Annotated in this window: 14 protein-coding genes; 7 read left to right on the forward strand and 7 right to left on the reverse strand. The window is 43.8% G+C overall.

Annotated features, from left to right (window positions below; genetic code table 11):
• Positions 1 to 26: 26 nt before the first annotated feature.
• Positions 27 to 941 (reverse strand): LysR family transcriptional regulator, encoded by a 915-nt coding sequence (locus EPH95_RS14235; RefSeq protein ID WP_142090716.1) that lies wholly within the window; start codon positions 939 to 941, stop codon positions 27 to 29.
• On the reverse strand, positions 938 to 1,978 hold the full coding sequence (locus EPH95_RS14240) for an NAD(P)H-dependent amine dehydrogenase family protein (RefSeq protein WP_142090717.1): 1,041 nt from the start codon (positions 1,976 to 1,978) through the stop codon (positions 938 to 940). The genes EPH95_RS14235 and EPH95_RS14240 overlap by 4 nt, the downstream gene beginning before the upstream one ends.
• Positions 1,979 to 2,172: 194 nt before the next feature.
• Between EPH95_RS14240 and EPH95_RS14245 the strand changes: the two genes are divergently transcribed.
• The gene (locus EPH95_RS14245) at positions 2,173 to 3,282 is read left to right on the forward strand and encodes an ABC transporter ATP-binding protein (RefSeq protein ID WP_142090718.1); all 1,110 of its coding nucleotides are present in this window, start codon (positions 2,173 to 2,175) and stop codon (positions 3,280 to 3,282) included.
• Between the two features lie 35 nt (positions 3,283 to 3,317).
• Here EPH95_RS14245 and EPH95_RS14250 read toward each other — a convergent pair whose 3' ends face one another.
• The 5 genes from EPH95_RS14250 to EPH95_RS14270 form a co-directional block, all read right to left on the reverse strand.
• Positions 3,318 to 4,823, reverse strand: coding sequence for a tripartite tricarboxylate transporter permease (locus EPH95_RS14250; RefSeq protein ID WP_142091626.1), 1,506 nt, complete (start codon positions 4,821 to 4,823; stop codon positions 3,318 to 3,320).
• Between the two features lie 23 nt (positions 4,824 to 4,846).
• Positions 4,847 to 5,296, reverse strand: coding sequence for a tripartite tricarboxylate transporter TctB family protein (locus tag EPH95_RS14255; RefSeq protein ID WP_142090719.1), 450 nt, complete (start codon positions 5,294 to 5,296; stop codon positions 4,847 to 4,849).
• A gap of 15 nt (positions 5,297 to 5,311) precedes the next feature.
• Positions 5,312 to 6,286: a tripartite tricarboxylate transporter substrate binding protein gene (locus EPH95_RS14260; protein ID WP_142090720.1), complete on the reverse strand. Its 975-nt coding sequence runs from the start codon at positions 6,284 to 6,286 to the stop codon at positions 5,312 to 5,314.
• Positions 6,287 to 6,448: 162 nt separating this feature from the next.
• Complete coding sequence (locus EPH95_RS14265; RefSeq protein WP_160141781.1) at positions 6,449 to 7,132, reverse strand: response regulator; 684 nt, start codon at positions 7,130 to 7,132, stop codon at positions 6,449 to 6,451.
• A 5-nt stretch (positions 7,133 to 7,137) separates the two neighbouring features.
• Positions 7,138 to 8,712 carry a sensor histidine kinase gene (locus EPH95_RS14270; RefSeq protein WP_142090722.1) on the reverse strand — a complete coding sequence of 525 codons (1,575 nt, stop codon included), beginning with the start codon at positions 8,710 to 8,712 and terminating at the stop codon, positions 7,138 to 7,140.
• Between the two features lie 172 nt (positions 8,713 to 8,884).
• Here EPH95_RS14270 and EPH95_RS14275 point away from each other — a divergent pair, with 172 nt between their 5' ends.
• The 6 genes from EPH95_RS14275 (at position 8,885) to EPH95_RS14295 (ending at position 14,324) form a co-directional block, all read left to right on the forward strand.
• Entirely contained in the window at positions 8,885 to 9,910 is a 1,026-nt protein-coding gene (locus EPH95_RS14275; RefSeq protein WP_142090723.1) for an AbrB family transcriptional regulator, read from the forward strand.
• Between the two features lie 43 nt (positions 9,911 to 9,953).
• Positions 9,954 to 10,091, forward strand: coding sequence for a hypothetical protein (locus tag EPH95_RS18935; protein ID WP_160141782.1), 138 nt, complete (start codon positions 9,954 to 9,956; stop codon positions 10,089 to 10,091).
• Positions 10,092 to 10,227: 136 nt separating this feature from the next.
• Positions 10,228 to 11,025, forward strand: a complete 798-nt coding sequence (locus EPH95_RS14280; protein WP_142090724.1) for a helix-turn-helix transcriptional regulator — start codon at positions 10,228 to 10,230, stop codon at positions 11,023 to 11,025.
• Between the two features lie 131 nt (positions 11,026 to 11,156).
• Positions 11,157 to 12,338, forward strand: a complete 1,182-nt coding sequence (locus EPH95_RS14285) for a Gfo/Idh/MocA family protein (protein WP_142090725.1) — start codon at positions 11,157 to 11,159, stop codon at positions 12,336 to 12,338.
• On the forward strand, positions 12,322 to 13,506 hold the full coding sequence (locus tag EPH95_RS14290) for a dihydrodipicolinate synthase family protein (protein ID WP_142090726.1): 1,185 nt from the start codon (positions 12,322 to 12,324) through the stop codon (positions 13,504 to 13,506). The genes EPH95_RS14285 and EPH95_RS14290 overlap by 17 nt, the downstream gene beginning before the upstream one ends.
• Complete coding sequence (locus EPH95_RS14295; protein ID WP_142090727.1) at positions 13,503 to 14,324, forward strand: sugar phosphate isomerase/epimerase family protein; 822 nt, start codon at positions 13,503 to 13,505, stop codon at positions 14,322 to 14,324. Before EPH95_RS14290 ends, EPH95_RS14295 begins: the two co-directional genes overlap by 4 nt.
• The last annotated feature ends 79 nt before the right edge of the window (positions 14,325 to 14,403 follow it).

Below are 14,403 nucleotides of genomic sequence, written 5' to 3' on the forward strand. Positions count from 1 at the left end.
TAATACAAACTGTGAAAAAATCCCTATTAATGTATAAAAGAAGAAAATTCTTCTTTGGCGATTGCGATTAAATCTTTCGTAATAAAAGGGGTATAGGCCGTTTCCTCCCAAATGAGCGAGATGGAACTCATGTAGGCCACACCCGCGATGGGAATCGATGTTACATGCTCTTCCGTCATGACAGCTGCCATATCAGCAGGCATAAGTGTAACGCCGACCTCGTGACTGATCAAGTTTTCAATGGTCCGCAATTCCGGCCCAACACACAGTGTGTTTGGCACAAAACCAGCTTCGAGACAAGCCCTTTCCAATAAATAGTAAAGCGATGGTGAATTTTTCGGATGATAGTGAATAAAAGCTTCATTATTAAGCGTTTTCAAATCAATGGCTTTTTCGCCGGCCATCGGATGGTTCTTCGACAAGACAGCCAATAAAGGATGTTTGCTAAACTCCAATGCGGCGATATCCTTATTCCGAAGTTCGTTTAAATCCGCAGGCGTTCGAATAAAGGCGAGGTGGCTTTGTTGTTTTTTTATGGCTTCGATTGCCTGTTCTGATGTAGTTTCTTCAATGTATAGCTCAACCGTATCAAGATTCGCTTGCATTTTTTTTAGCAATTTGGGAACCCAAATGCTTGCCGCTGATGGCACGGATGATATGCGCGCTGTCGCTTGCGGAATTTTTTTAGATTCAACAACTTCTTGAATCAGGCCTTCAATTTTATGAAAAGATGGATATAAATGTTCGTAAAGATAGGCGCCTTCTTCTGTCAGGGATACTTGACGTGTCGTTCGTCGCAGCAATTTGAACCCGATTTCTTTTTCCAGTGCCGAGATTTGTTGGCTTAAACCGGGCTGGCTCACATGCAGCCGCTTGGAAGCTTCGCTGAAGTTCAGCGTGTCCGCGACTTCCATAAAATAACGAAACGATAAAAGATTCATCTGTTCACCTGCGCATGGATCGGATGGACGCTGTGAAAAGGTAGACCAGCTTCAAGCATCGTTAGCAAACCCGGTTTTTGCTGCGTAAGAATTCGTTTCCCGGTGTTGATGATCATTGATGCGGTCGCGGTATCACCGAAAATTCCGTTGGGAATAATAACATGAAGCGGGTCCGTCCCTTCGACGAATATTTCATCTTTTGATTCGACGCCTAAGGCCATGGTTAACTCCATCTCTATCGTTACGTTCTCCGAAGTATTTGCGATTGCTTGTTGGTGCTGTCCGCTGACCTCACCGTTTTTAAGCGTTAACCAGGAAAGTTCGTAGTCTTGCCCGGCAAACGTCGGTTCCAGTTTGGTTTCCAAATGCTCGATTTTAACGTTTAAACCTGCAGCAACAAGGCGAACGGTTTCCTCCAAGCCGACATGGCCGATTTTCCCATCCTTTGCAAGTTGCCGGAATTCCTCTTCACTTTTTCCTATTCCAACTTTTTTCTGTAACGGCACCCGCCGTTCTCCGACATTGGCTTGGCGCACAGCCTTCACCGAGCGGATGTCATCCGTCACAGCTGTGGCGGCCAGTGGGAGGGAATCCATTACAAACCCGGGATTGATCCCGCTTCCAATAACAGACAAGCCTTTGCTTTTCGCATATTGATCGATCTCGTCACTGAGGGACGGATAACGATCCCACGGGTATAGCATCTCTTCGCAAGTCGTCACGACATGAAACCCATGATCAAGCAGCTGTCGAATTTGCGGCCATACAGAAGAAACATTGGAACCGGTTGCATGAACGGCAATTTTTTGTTGAAAAGGTTCGGCCTTTCCCGATAGTTCAGAAATATCGGAAACAACAAAGGCATCTTTCGGGTCTTCCCCCTGAAGCGTGGATGCCAGCGGTTTGCCGACTAATTCCGGATCAATATCAACTCCGCCGATCACACGAAACGCTTTATCTGCCACTCCTTTCTTTAAAATCTCTTTTCCTATTGGACCAAGCCCATAAGGAACAAGTGCAATTGTGTCGCTTGCCATGGATGCTCCCACCTGCCTTCTCGTTGTTATTAATAAGGTAACATATATTAGTTTTGGTTATAAGTAAAAATCGGTTATATTTTTATAATTTGTGTTTATATTTCGGATGTTTTTAAAACATCACCGAAACAACTCAAACATATTTGTACAGATCCTGTCTTATCAAATAAAATAGGTTAAGGAGGATTCATTACATGGCAGATATCAAATTTGATCATATTTACAAGCGGTTTGATAGAGGTTTGCCCGCGGTTACGGATTTTAATCTGGATATTTCAGATGGAGAATTCATTGTTTTTGTTGGACCGTCGGGGTGCGGAAAATCGACAATGTTACGCATGATCGCGGGTCTGGAGGAAATTACGGAGGGATCTTTATACATTGATGACAATTACATTAATGATGTATCCCCCAAAGACCGTGACATCGCCATGGTTTTTCAAAACTACGCGTTATACCCGCACATGGACGTATTCGACAACATGGCTTTTGGTTTAAAAATAGGTAAATTCCAAAAAGCAGAGATTAAAGAACGTGTAGAAAATGTCTGTCAAATCCTCGGTTTGGAAGACTACTTGCACCGAAAACCAAAAGCGCTTTCAGGTGGGGAACGCCAACGAGTAGCTTTAGGCCGTGCTATTGTTCGTAACCCAAAAGTATTTTTAATGGATGAACCGTTATCGAATTTGGACGCAAAATTGCGGGTTCAAATGCGTTACGAAATCATTAAAATTCACCAGCAGTTGAAAACAACGACAATCTATGTGACCCACGATCAAACGGAAGCGATGACGATGGCTTCACGTATTGTGGTCATGAAAGATGGTTTTATCGAACAAATCGGTGCACCGAGGCAAGTGTATCACTATCCTGAAAATATGTTTGTTGGAGGTTTTATCGGTGCCCCACCCATGAATTTTTTGGAGGGAACCATTCGCGATAACCATTTCTGGATCGATAACCAAGTTTCGATGAAAATACCGGAAGAACGTTTGAGTGAGATAAAAAAGCACGAAGGGATTGCGATTATTTTGGGAATCCGGCCGGAAGATGTACATGACGAGGAAGCGTTTTTGGAAACGATGCAAGAATCGAAGGCGAATGTAACGATTGATCTTGCAGAAATTACGGGCTCCGAAGCAGTTTTGTATACCAAAATCGGAAACCAAGATATTACGGCGGTTGTTAATCTGCGTAGTAACATCCAGCAAGGCGATAACCTTGAACTCGGATTTAACATGAATAAGGTTCATTTCTTTGATCCGGAAAGCGGAAACCGGCTGAAACCTGCCCATGAAACATAAAGGCTGTTCGGCAAAACCGAACAGCCTGTTAATGATCACATCGATTGTGATGGTGTTTCTTTCTTTCTTTTTCTATTTTTTAACCATACACTCAACAGAGGATACAAGAGCGAAAGGAGCGTCAATATTCCAAGTACAATGGTGATGGGTGATGCAAATAGGATGCCTAATGCATTATCATAGATTACTAGTGAACGCTGAAATTCTTGTTCTAAGTCTCCACCGACAATTAACGCGAGGATGAGTGGCACAACCGGGTAGTTCATGACCCGCATCAAAAGCCCGATGACTCCGGCAATCAGTAGGATGTAAAAATCAACGGTCGTGTACCCAAGCGTATAAACTCCAATAAATGAAAGAAGAAGGATAACCGGGTACAGTACTTTTGGCGGTGTATGCAAGACTTTCATCAGTACTCCGACTAACGCAATGTTAAGGATGACAAGAATAATATTTCCAATGAACATACTATTAATTAGCGTCCATATCATATCCGGGCTATCTTCAAAAAGCAAAGGACCTGGGGTTACCCCGATCATAATTAAGGCTCCAAGCATGACTGCTGTAGCCCCTGAACCCGGAATCGCCATTGTCAATGTAGGAATTAATGCACCAACCGCAGACGCACTGTTTGCAGATTCAGGTGCAACTAACCCTTCTACCTTACCCTTGCCATATTCAGCAGGATCTTTAGAGAGTTGTCGCTGGGCGCTATAAGCAAACAGGGAAGAGATCGTTCCTCCGGAACCCGGCAAAGTGCCGAGAAAGAAACCGAGGGGGCCACTACGTACAATAGGCGCCAACGAACGTTTCCATTGTTCTTTTGTAAACCATTTACTTCCAATTTTATGATCCGTGGCTTTTGGCTGATTCAAATTGAACAAATTATATAGCACTTCACCAATGGCATAGATGCCAATAATGACAACAATGAAATCAACGCCCTCGATCAATTCCGGAACGCCAAACGTAAATCGTTGGACTTCCGATTGTAAATCAACGCCAATGGTTGCAATCCCCAAGCCGATAAACATCGAAAGAAAACCTTTGATTGTGTTCCCCATGGACAACGTTACAACAATTGATAAGGCAAATAAAAAAAGCAATACAAATTCTGCGGGGCCAAAGTTTAATGCAAAATCCGCAAGTGGGATGGCTAAGAAAATAAACCCGAAAACAGCCATAATGCCACCAACAAGGGACGCGATTGCTGCAATGGACATGGCTTGTCCGGCTTGTCCCTTTTTCGTCATCGGATAGCCGTCAAAGGTAGCCGCTACCGAGGAGCCATCTCCGGGTGTATTGATTAAAATGGAACTTCTTGAACCACCGAATAAAGCTCCGATATAAATAGCGGTCATTAATATTAACGCGCTGACAGGCTCCATTCCAAATGTCAACGGAATAAGCACTGCAATTCCCGTGGCAGGGCCTAATCCTGGCAAAATACCAACAATGGTCCCCAAGAGTGCCCCTAATACCAGTAGCAACAAGTTGATCGGCTGTAAAGCAGTGACCAAACCATCAAGAATGATACTCATATCCATGTTTTAAACCCTCCCTTCTATGGCAAACTAATCTCCAATAGTTGACTGAATATATACCAAGAACTAAATGAGAAAATAAGTGTTACTGTTAGATTTAATACCCATCTTTGATAACCGTTTAGATAAAACATTAATGCTCCCAAAAATAAAAGAGTAGCTGCCAGAAAGCCTACCCATTCAAAAATCAAGGCATATCCGACACATAAAGCCACTATGACGCCGATGATTTTTAGTGAATCTTTTTTTAGAAGGACAGCCAGATCCTGATTATCCTCCACATTCTCTCCGCGCACATTCACCAAGTCGATCACTGCAAAGATCAATATCCCTGCAGCGACGATCATCGGGAAGTATCTTGGCGCATAGGGGTCTCCCAGTAGCGCCGGAGGTAATTGAAAGATCATGATCATATAAATAAGGCTTAGGCTGATGAAAAGAATGGGCAATGATAGGCGAAATGCTCTCATTTGTCAGTAACCTCCCTATGGCGCAAGTTCTACTTCTTCAATAATCTCTTCAAAAAATGCTTCTTCCTCTTCCAGAAATTCCTCGGTCTCTTCGCTATCCATATATAATTGATCCAGATCGTTATTTTCCAAGTCTGTTTGAAATTGATCTGTTTCAACCGCAGAGCTCAACATTTCTTCCCAAGCTTCCACCTCGTCTTCGGTCATATCCGGCGGTCCCATAATGCCGCGCCAGTGGGGGAATACAACATCGATCCCCTCTTCTTGCAGTGTTGGTACATCCTCAAATTCCTCAAGTCTTTCGGGTGCACTAACCGCTAATATATCGACCTCACCGGCTTCATATTGCTCGACCATATCCGAGATAGAGTTCACCAAAATATCCACATGCCCGCCGAGGACGGGGTTTATGGCGTCTCCGCCGCTATCGTAAACAAGGAAGTTCAATGCTTCAGGGTCTATACCGGCTTCCAAAGCGGTTTGTACGAAGGAAAGATGGTTCCCGCTTCCCAGGGACGGACTTACCGATATGCTTAAGGATTCGGGATCCTCTCTAAGTTCATCCAATACTTCATTGATGTCATCAAAACCTGCATCTGCATGCGTAGCAATGCCCAACCACTCTGTCGAAAGCATGCCAAGTTGAGTGAAATCTTCGTAGTGAAGGTCGGTTTGGCCAAGTAAATTTCCCGTCAGCAACAAGCTCGAATTGACGGAAACGATATGTGGGTCATCTTGTTGCAATAAATATTGCCAGCCCACTTCGCCACCGCCTCCCGGCTGATTAACAACGGTAACGTTTTCATCCGTCTGATCATCCTGAATGATCGATTGCTGCACGGATCGGGCTTGCATATCCCAACCTCCTCCGGGAGAAGCCGGTGCCACAATTTCAATCGGCCGTTCAGGGAAGGCGTCTTCATTTCCCTCGCTTGATGTTGAACATCCGGCCATCGCTAAAACAGCAAGGATAAACGCGAACTTGCGCATGTTTATTCACCTCTTTAGTAATCGCTTTCAAGATTGTAAGATATAATCTATCACGTTCATTGAATCGTCAACAATGTTTCATACATATAACATTTATTATTTATTTTTGCTTTTTTGTCCTTTAACACCAAAATAAAAAAGCACCCTCTGTGAAAAGGGTGCTTAGTCTTCCGTTGTTACATATACCCGTTCCGGCCGTCCGATGACCCCATAATTTAGCTTCGGCTCAACTCTTGATACGGAAACGAGATATTCGAGGTACCGCCTTGCCGTGGTGCGGGAAATGCCTACTGCGTGACATGTCCCGTCGATGGTAAGTCCTTCTTTCGCGCGAGCGAGCTGATCCTCCACTTTTTCCAACGTGATCACATCAATGCCGGTAGGCAATTCGCTTTGCTTTTCGGAGGAGTGTTGGCTGGCGTTGTGTCCAAATAGGCGTTCAACATCCTTCGATTGGAAGGAAGCCTTTTCCTGAAACCATTCATAATCACGTAAATAACGTTTCATTACTTGTTGAAAATCAGAAGCTGACACCGGTTTGATAAAATAATAATAAACCCCGTGCCGTTTCGCTCTCAGTAAATCTTCGCGATCGTCCGATGCGGATATAATAATTACGTCAATATGAGGATAGTTCGAGCGAATGAATGACAATAATGCCGTCCCATGTATATCGGGAAAATAAATATCAAGCAAAATGAGCTGGGGTTGTTCTTTTGTCAAAAGATCTTTTAGTTCTTTACCGTTCAATGCTTTGCCGGTTACATTGATCTCCGGGAAAGATTGCAAGAATTGTTCATGTAAAAGGGATACACGATAATCGTCTTCTGCGATGACGACGTTCATTCCCATCACTCCCAATGTTTAGGTAAGTATAACGAAAAAACTGCACCCCCTTCAACAGGGCTGGAAATATCCACATCTCCTCCGTACTTTCGGGCGGTTTGCAGCACATTTGAAAGGCCGAACCCACGACCGGATCCTTTATAAGAAGAGCCTTTTTGAAATATTTCCGCTTGCTGTTCTTGATCGATGCCCGGACCTGAATCCTGCACATCGATGACAATGTCTTTCCCCATGTCAGTGATGAATACAGAGATTTCTTTTTTACTCTCCGAAGCAACTGCTTCAATGGCATTATCGAGCAAATTCCCTAGCATAACAGCTACGTCGGATGCCGTGAATTCTGTTCGTTCAAGTTTACTATTTTCATCCACCCACAAGTGGACCTTTTTTTCGGCTGCTTTCGCCATTTTTCCGAGAAGGATTGCTTGGATGCCGGGGTCTTTAATGGCGTGAAAAAGAGGCATTGCCGTCGTGGAAACGGCTGTTTCTTTTTCGATTAATTCGAGTGCTTCTTCATCATTTCCAAGTTGCAATAATCCCATGATGACGTATAGTTTATTTTTAAATTCGTGCGCCTGCGCTCGTAATCCATCAGAATACCCTTGTACTTGAATCATCGTTTCCTGAAGTTGTTTCATGTCGGTTTTATCCCGGAAACTGCATATGGCACCGACGATTTGTTCTCCGTTATAAAGCGGGCGCCGGCTTGCAATTAACACTTGGCCGTTATACATACGCTCGTCATCATCGACAATGTCTCCGTTTTCCAGCGTTTCCGAGAGTCCAAGCACATCAATGCATTCACTGTCAGTTGTAAGATTGAGCGAATCCAGTATCGTTTGTGCGGCCGGGTTTAACATTGTGACATGTTGGTTTTGGTTGATCGCGACGACACCTTCTTTTACAGAATATAGCATCCCTTCCCGTTCCCGGTATAATTCAGCAATCTTCGCCGGTTCCATTCCCAGTGTATCACGACGAATGTTTCTCCCAAGGATGATCGCGCCTCCGATGCTGCCTGCAACACCAAAAATTGCCACAAATCCCAGTCGGGAGAGTTTATCAATAACTGCGGCGTTAATATCTTCATATAAAAATTCAACCGTTATTGCGCCAACGACTTGTTCTCCATCCCCCACCGATTCATAGACAGGCGCAGTCGTCACCATCGCTGGACCCAAAACTCCTTCATCTTCTTCCGTAATAAAAGAGCCAAAGACGATCGCTGACGTAAACTGGCCGTCATCAACGTTTTCTCCGATTATTTCTTCTTCAGGGTGATAGACATAGTGACCATCTCGCGAAACAGCGGTGATGATAGGGTTATCTGCTTGCAATCTAAGATGATCAATGATCTCCTGCGCTTCCGTGGACTCCCCATTCGCAATCGCTTCTGCCATGGCTGGCATAAAGGCAAGGCTATTTGCTGTCTGCCTGGATAATTGAGCATACTCCTGTTCCACGTTTTGAACTTCGATTCTCGCGAAAATAACCATCCATACGAACAAGAGTAAGAATGTCAGTAACAAGAAAATAGAAACAATACGTGTCCGGACGGTTGCATGTTTAAAGAAACGCATAGTAAAATCCTCCTGTTTACTATACCGAAAAAAATGATGGGGGATCGAGCACTTCCTGCTATTTTATCGTATGGGGATGGAGAAGACCAACTGGCGTGAAAATGAAGCAATGATATAATGGAAAGTGCTGACAAAAATGCACGGGAGTATGAAATAAAGAAAGTCGTGGTTAATGATGAAGTTTTATAAGGTTTTGTTTCTAGCCGTAGCCCTGCTGGTCGGGGGTTTGTTTTCGTCTATTGGCGTCCCGGCCGGTTGGTTGCTTGGCGGTTTGCTGACAGGTATATTTTATGGGTTATTTATAAGGGCATTTGATTTTTCAGGATGGCCTTTTCAAATGGCTTTGGCACTGGTAGGCATTAATATCGGGCTTATCATGGAGCCGGACTTATTCCAACAATTAGCCCAATATCTGCTTCCACTATTCATAACGCTGGTTTTAACATTACTTACCGGGCTTTTTCTGGGCATTCTTCTTGATCGTTGGACGAGTCTGGATCGTCAAACAGCTTTTTTTTGCACGATTCCGGGAGGAGCTTCAGAAGTCATCGCGATTTCCAGTGACTACGGAGCGGATCAACGTATCGTTGCTTCGTTTCATACCGCGCGAATTACGATGTTTGTGCTGATTATTCCGTTTGGAATAGGGATGATTTATGGAGAAGGGAATGAGCAGGCGCAAGCGGTAACGCAAATGCTTCCAACTGCCTTACAGGTCTCTTTTTTCGGGCTCATTATTGTAGGCTCCTACGTTTTGAATCGCTTCGTTTCCTTTCCGGGTGGTATTTTGATCTTCTCGATTGCATTTGGGTTTCTCGGCAGTGAATTTATCGTCAATATCGGCGAAGTGCCGGAATATGTGTCCGGAATAGGGCAAGGGTTAATCGGGGCTATGGTAGGCATTCGTTTTGAGCGCAGTACCGTTGTACGGTTAAGGTCGATTGGAGTAGCAAGTTTGAAAGTTCTAGGCCTATATCTCCTATGCAGCCTTGGGGTTGCCCTGTTGTTTTTTTGGTTAACGCCCCTTTCCTATTTGACGAGCCTTTTAAGCACAGTCCCTGCCGGCGCGGCCGAAATGGCTTCAACAGCCGTTGCGCTGCAAATTGAACCGACGCTAGTCGCCAGCTTGCATATCATACGTGTCATCTCTATTTTTCTCGTTTTGCCTTTTTTATTTAAATGGTTGATGAAGGATTGAAAAATAGTATGATTAAGATAATTATTCTGAGGGGGGGACGCCTATGTGTGCTCGAAAATCTTCCGACAGGCAGGTAAAAGAACAGCCGGAGCCATATGGGAATAAGTACCAATTACAAGGAACATTTAGCGATGACCATTCGTTATCCTCGCCGAAATTGACATGTATCGGTGTAGTTTGAAAGCATTGTTTCGGGAGAAGATGGAGTATCGGCAATAGATAATAACCGTCATTTCACATATCAAGGATTTTATTACGAATATATTAATTGAACATCATATTGAAAAATAAACGGGAGGGAGGATTTAGCGGAAGATATGAGTGATAAAATCAAAATTTATGAAAGCAAGCATAAGGAAAATGATAAAGTAAAAAAACATTTTCATCAAACGTATCAAATTCTGTATACTTTGGATGGAAACGGCTCTTGTTTTTTGGATGAGCAAGAGCATTTCATTAACCAAGATAGTTTGCTGGTGATCGCCCCATTCACCACGCATTCTATCGAAGCTCAGTCAAAGATGTCTGTATTAGTACTGGAATTTGACGAAAAAATCTTGAGCGATGATGTTCGAAATGAGTTATTGGCAGAAGCATTTCATTACTCGGAGGTTAGAAAGTTAAATGCTTTTGATAGCAGTGAGTTCAGACAACTTTTACGAAAAATGTTGTATGAACAATCGCATGGAGATCACATTCGAGAAATGGTCATTAAAATTCACTTATCAGAGATGTTGTGTATACTAATTCGTTCCAAAAAAGAAGACCAAATCGTTGATCAAAATGTCCTTAGGGTCGAAAGGATAAAAAACTACATTGAAAGACGGTATTTTGAAATTGAAAGCGCGGAAGATTTAGCAAATAAAATGAACATGAGCAAGCGCTATGCCCAAAGTATTTTTAAGGAAAAGTATAACCGAACGCCCATGCAATATTTAACCGAAGTAAGAATTGGCCTTGGCAAAAAGATGTTGCTTGAAACGAATAAAAGCATCGTATCGATATGTTTTGAAGTCGGGTTCGAGTCCCTGTCCACCTTTTATCGTATATTCAAAAGTCAAATTGGTGTTCCTCCTAATGTTTACCGTACCACCTGGACGAATAAAAAGGCATAGCATATGTAAAGAGCTCCTCCGAGGTGCTCTTTTTTTAATTCCGAAAATGAGAATATCTTTCTTTTATTAGTAAGACATCAAGATTTTTATAGAATAGAATGAAATTACTAAATACAAGGAGGCAGATACCTATGACGGTTCATAAATATGGGATCATTATGAACGGTGTAACAGGGAGAATGGGGACACGTCAACATTTAATAAGATCAATTCTGGCGATTCGTGAGCAGGGTGGTATTCATCTGGAAAATGGCGATACCATCATGCCCGATCCAATCTTAGTGGGACGTAATGAAAATAAATTAAAAGCCTTAAGCGAAGAGCATCAAATTGAACGATGGACGACGGACTTAACGGAAGCTTTGTCCGATGAATATAACCAAATATATTTTGATGCGCAAACAACATCCCGTCGTGCTGAAGCTATTAAGCAGGCGATTGAAGCCGGGAAACACATCTATTGCGAAAAACCAACAGACACAACGCTTCAAGGGTCTCTTGAGTTAGCGAAATTAGCTGAGGATGCTGGTGTTAAAAACGGTGTTGTTCAGGATAAATTATTCTTGCCCGGTGTGATGAAATTGAAGCGTCTAATTGAAGCGGGATTTTTCGGTCAAATTTTGTCCGTACGTATGGAATTTGGTTATTGGGTGTTTGAAGGGGACTGGCAAGAAGGGCAACGGCCTTCCTGGAATTATAAACAAGAAGAAGGTGGTGGCATTATTGTTGATATGTTCCCCCACTGGCGATATGTGCTCGATCACCTCTTCGGTTCCGTGAAAGCTGTTTCCTGTACTGCCGCCACGCACATCACAAAGCGTGTCGACGAAGAAGGTTATGAATATGAAGCAACCGCCGATGACGCTGCTTACGGTACGTTTGAATTAGAGAACGATGTTATCGCGCAAGTTAATTCATCTTGGGCTGTTCGCGTGAACCGTGATGACTTGTTGACGATTCAAGTCGATGGAACGGAAGGAAGTGCAGTAGCAGGACTTCGAGGTTGCAAGACACAGCATCGAGTAAATACACCAAAGCCCGTGTGGAATCCGGATCTGGAAAACACGATAAAGTTTCAAGATCAATGGGCGGAGGTTCCTAATAATACGCTGTTTGAAAATGCGTTCAAGATACAGTGGGAGCTATTCTTTAAACATGTTCACCAAAATGATCTGTTCCCTTGGGATTTGTTGGAAGGAGCGCGAGGAACTCAGCTTTCTGATTTGGGGTTACAATCTTCGAAAGAGCGTCGATGGTTGGACGTGCCGGAATTGAGTGTCAAGGAGGTTGGGAAGCATGCCAATATCAATTGATCTTCCAAAAGTGGATCGGAGCATTCAAACGTATGTATTGCAAAATCCCGAATATGCCAAAGCACAATCTTCTTTTCAATCTCAATATCGGAAAGCGATTTCAGCGGCCCACGTTGTCGCTGATCCGTTAGCCGATGTGGATCCCGTTCAATCGCCCGCGATTGACTGGGATGCGACGCTTCAGTATCGCCATTATTTGTGGTCTTTGGGATTATCTGTTGCCGAAGCGATGGATACCGCACAACGTGGAATGGGGTTACAGTGGTCGCATGCAAAGGAGTTAATCACGAGATCGGTGAAAGAAGCAAAAGCCGTTAATGGTGAAATTGCTTGCGGGGTAGGGACGGATCATTTAACGCCGACCCCGTCGACAACGATAGACGAAGTCATCCATGCCTATGAAGAGCAATGCGCCCATGTGGAAGCCGTGGGCGGGAAAATGATTATAATGGCGAGTCGTGCTTTGGCAGCTTGTGCTACATCAGCGAATGATTATGAAAAGGTTTATGGCAGAATTTTATCTCAGGCATCAGAACCGGTGATTTTACACTGGCTCGGTGATATGTTTGATCCGAACCTTAAAGGTTACTGGGGCAGTGAAGATCTTGATGAAGCTATGGGTGTTTGCTTGAGAATCATCCGCGAAAATGATGATAAGGTAGATGGCATTAAGATTTCATTACTGGATAAAGACAAGGAAATCAAAATGCGTCGTGCGCTTCCCCGAAGCGTTAGAATGTATTCAGGCGATGATTTTAATTATCCGGAATTAATTCAAGGGGATGAGCAAGGGTATAGCGATGCGTTGCTCGGTATTTTTGATGCGATTGCCCCCGCAGCGGCATCGGCACTTAATGATTTAGACCGCGGCAAAGTTGATGTATTTCGCGAGAAGATGGATAAAACGGTACCGTTAGCTCGCCACATTTTTCAAAAACCAACATTTTCATATAAAACAGGCGTTGTCTTTCTTGCATATCTAAATGGTCATCAATCACATTTTCGCATGATTGGAGGGGCGGAAAGTGCACGTTCAACGATCCATTTTGCTCGCTTGTTTGAACTGGCGGATCAGGGTAATGTACTTACGGATCCGGTGATGGCAACAGAACGGATGAAGCAGTGGCTTGTACAATCGGGTGTTAGACAAACGGAGGCTGCAAAATGACAAAATCGGCGGGGTTAGATCGTTTAAGTTTGAATCAGATCACGACAGAAAATTTGAATCTACGGGAAGCTGTGGAAGGGTGTGCCCAACAAGATATCCCCTGGATCTCTGTATGGCGTCACAAAGTTGATGCGATAGGATTAAAAGAAAGTAAAAAGCTGATCGATGGGCATGGATTGAAAGTGTCGAGTCTTTGCCGCGGAGGAATGTTTCCGGCTGCAACCGCTACCGAAAGAAAAGAACGAATTGATGACAATAAACGGGCGATTGAAGAAGCGGCCGAACTTGGAACGGACACCCTGGTGCTCGTTTGCGGCCCTTCGCCGGACAAAAATCTTGAACAAAGCAGAAAATGGGTTCAAGAAGGTATTGAGCATCTCGTGCCATTTGCCGAGGAGCATGGCATTAAACTAGGCATCGAGCCGTTACATCCGATGTATGCCGCCGATCGTTCCGTCATCGTCACTTTGGGAGAAGCCAATGCCATGCAGCGATCCATCGCCTCATTCCAAGTAGGGGTTGTCGTCGATGTTTTTCATGTCTGGTGGGATCCGTATCTTTATGATGAAATAGAAAAAGCAAAAGGAACAATTCTTGGTTTTCACGTGTCCGATTGGAAAGTTCCGATGCATGATATGTTCAAAGGGCGGTCAATGATGGGGGATGGTGTCATTGACATTCCGAAAATACGACAAGCTGTCGAAGCAAATGGTTATCATGGACCGATTGAGGTTGAAATCATGAACCAAGAAATTTGGGACGCGCCCAGGGCAGATACACTCCGGTTAATGAAGGACCGTTATGGCCGTTTTGTCTAAAAAACGGTCATAATGGTATGTGAGTGAAAAATGTTTCAAACAAAAATGATATTATGTGTTCCCTCGTCATCTCTTGGAG

It is taken from the genome of Salicibibacter halophilus (assembly GCF_006740705.1).
GTDB lineage: Bacteria > Bacillota > Bacilli > Bacillales > Marinococcaceae > Salicibibacter > Salicibibacter halophilus.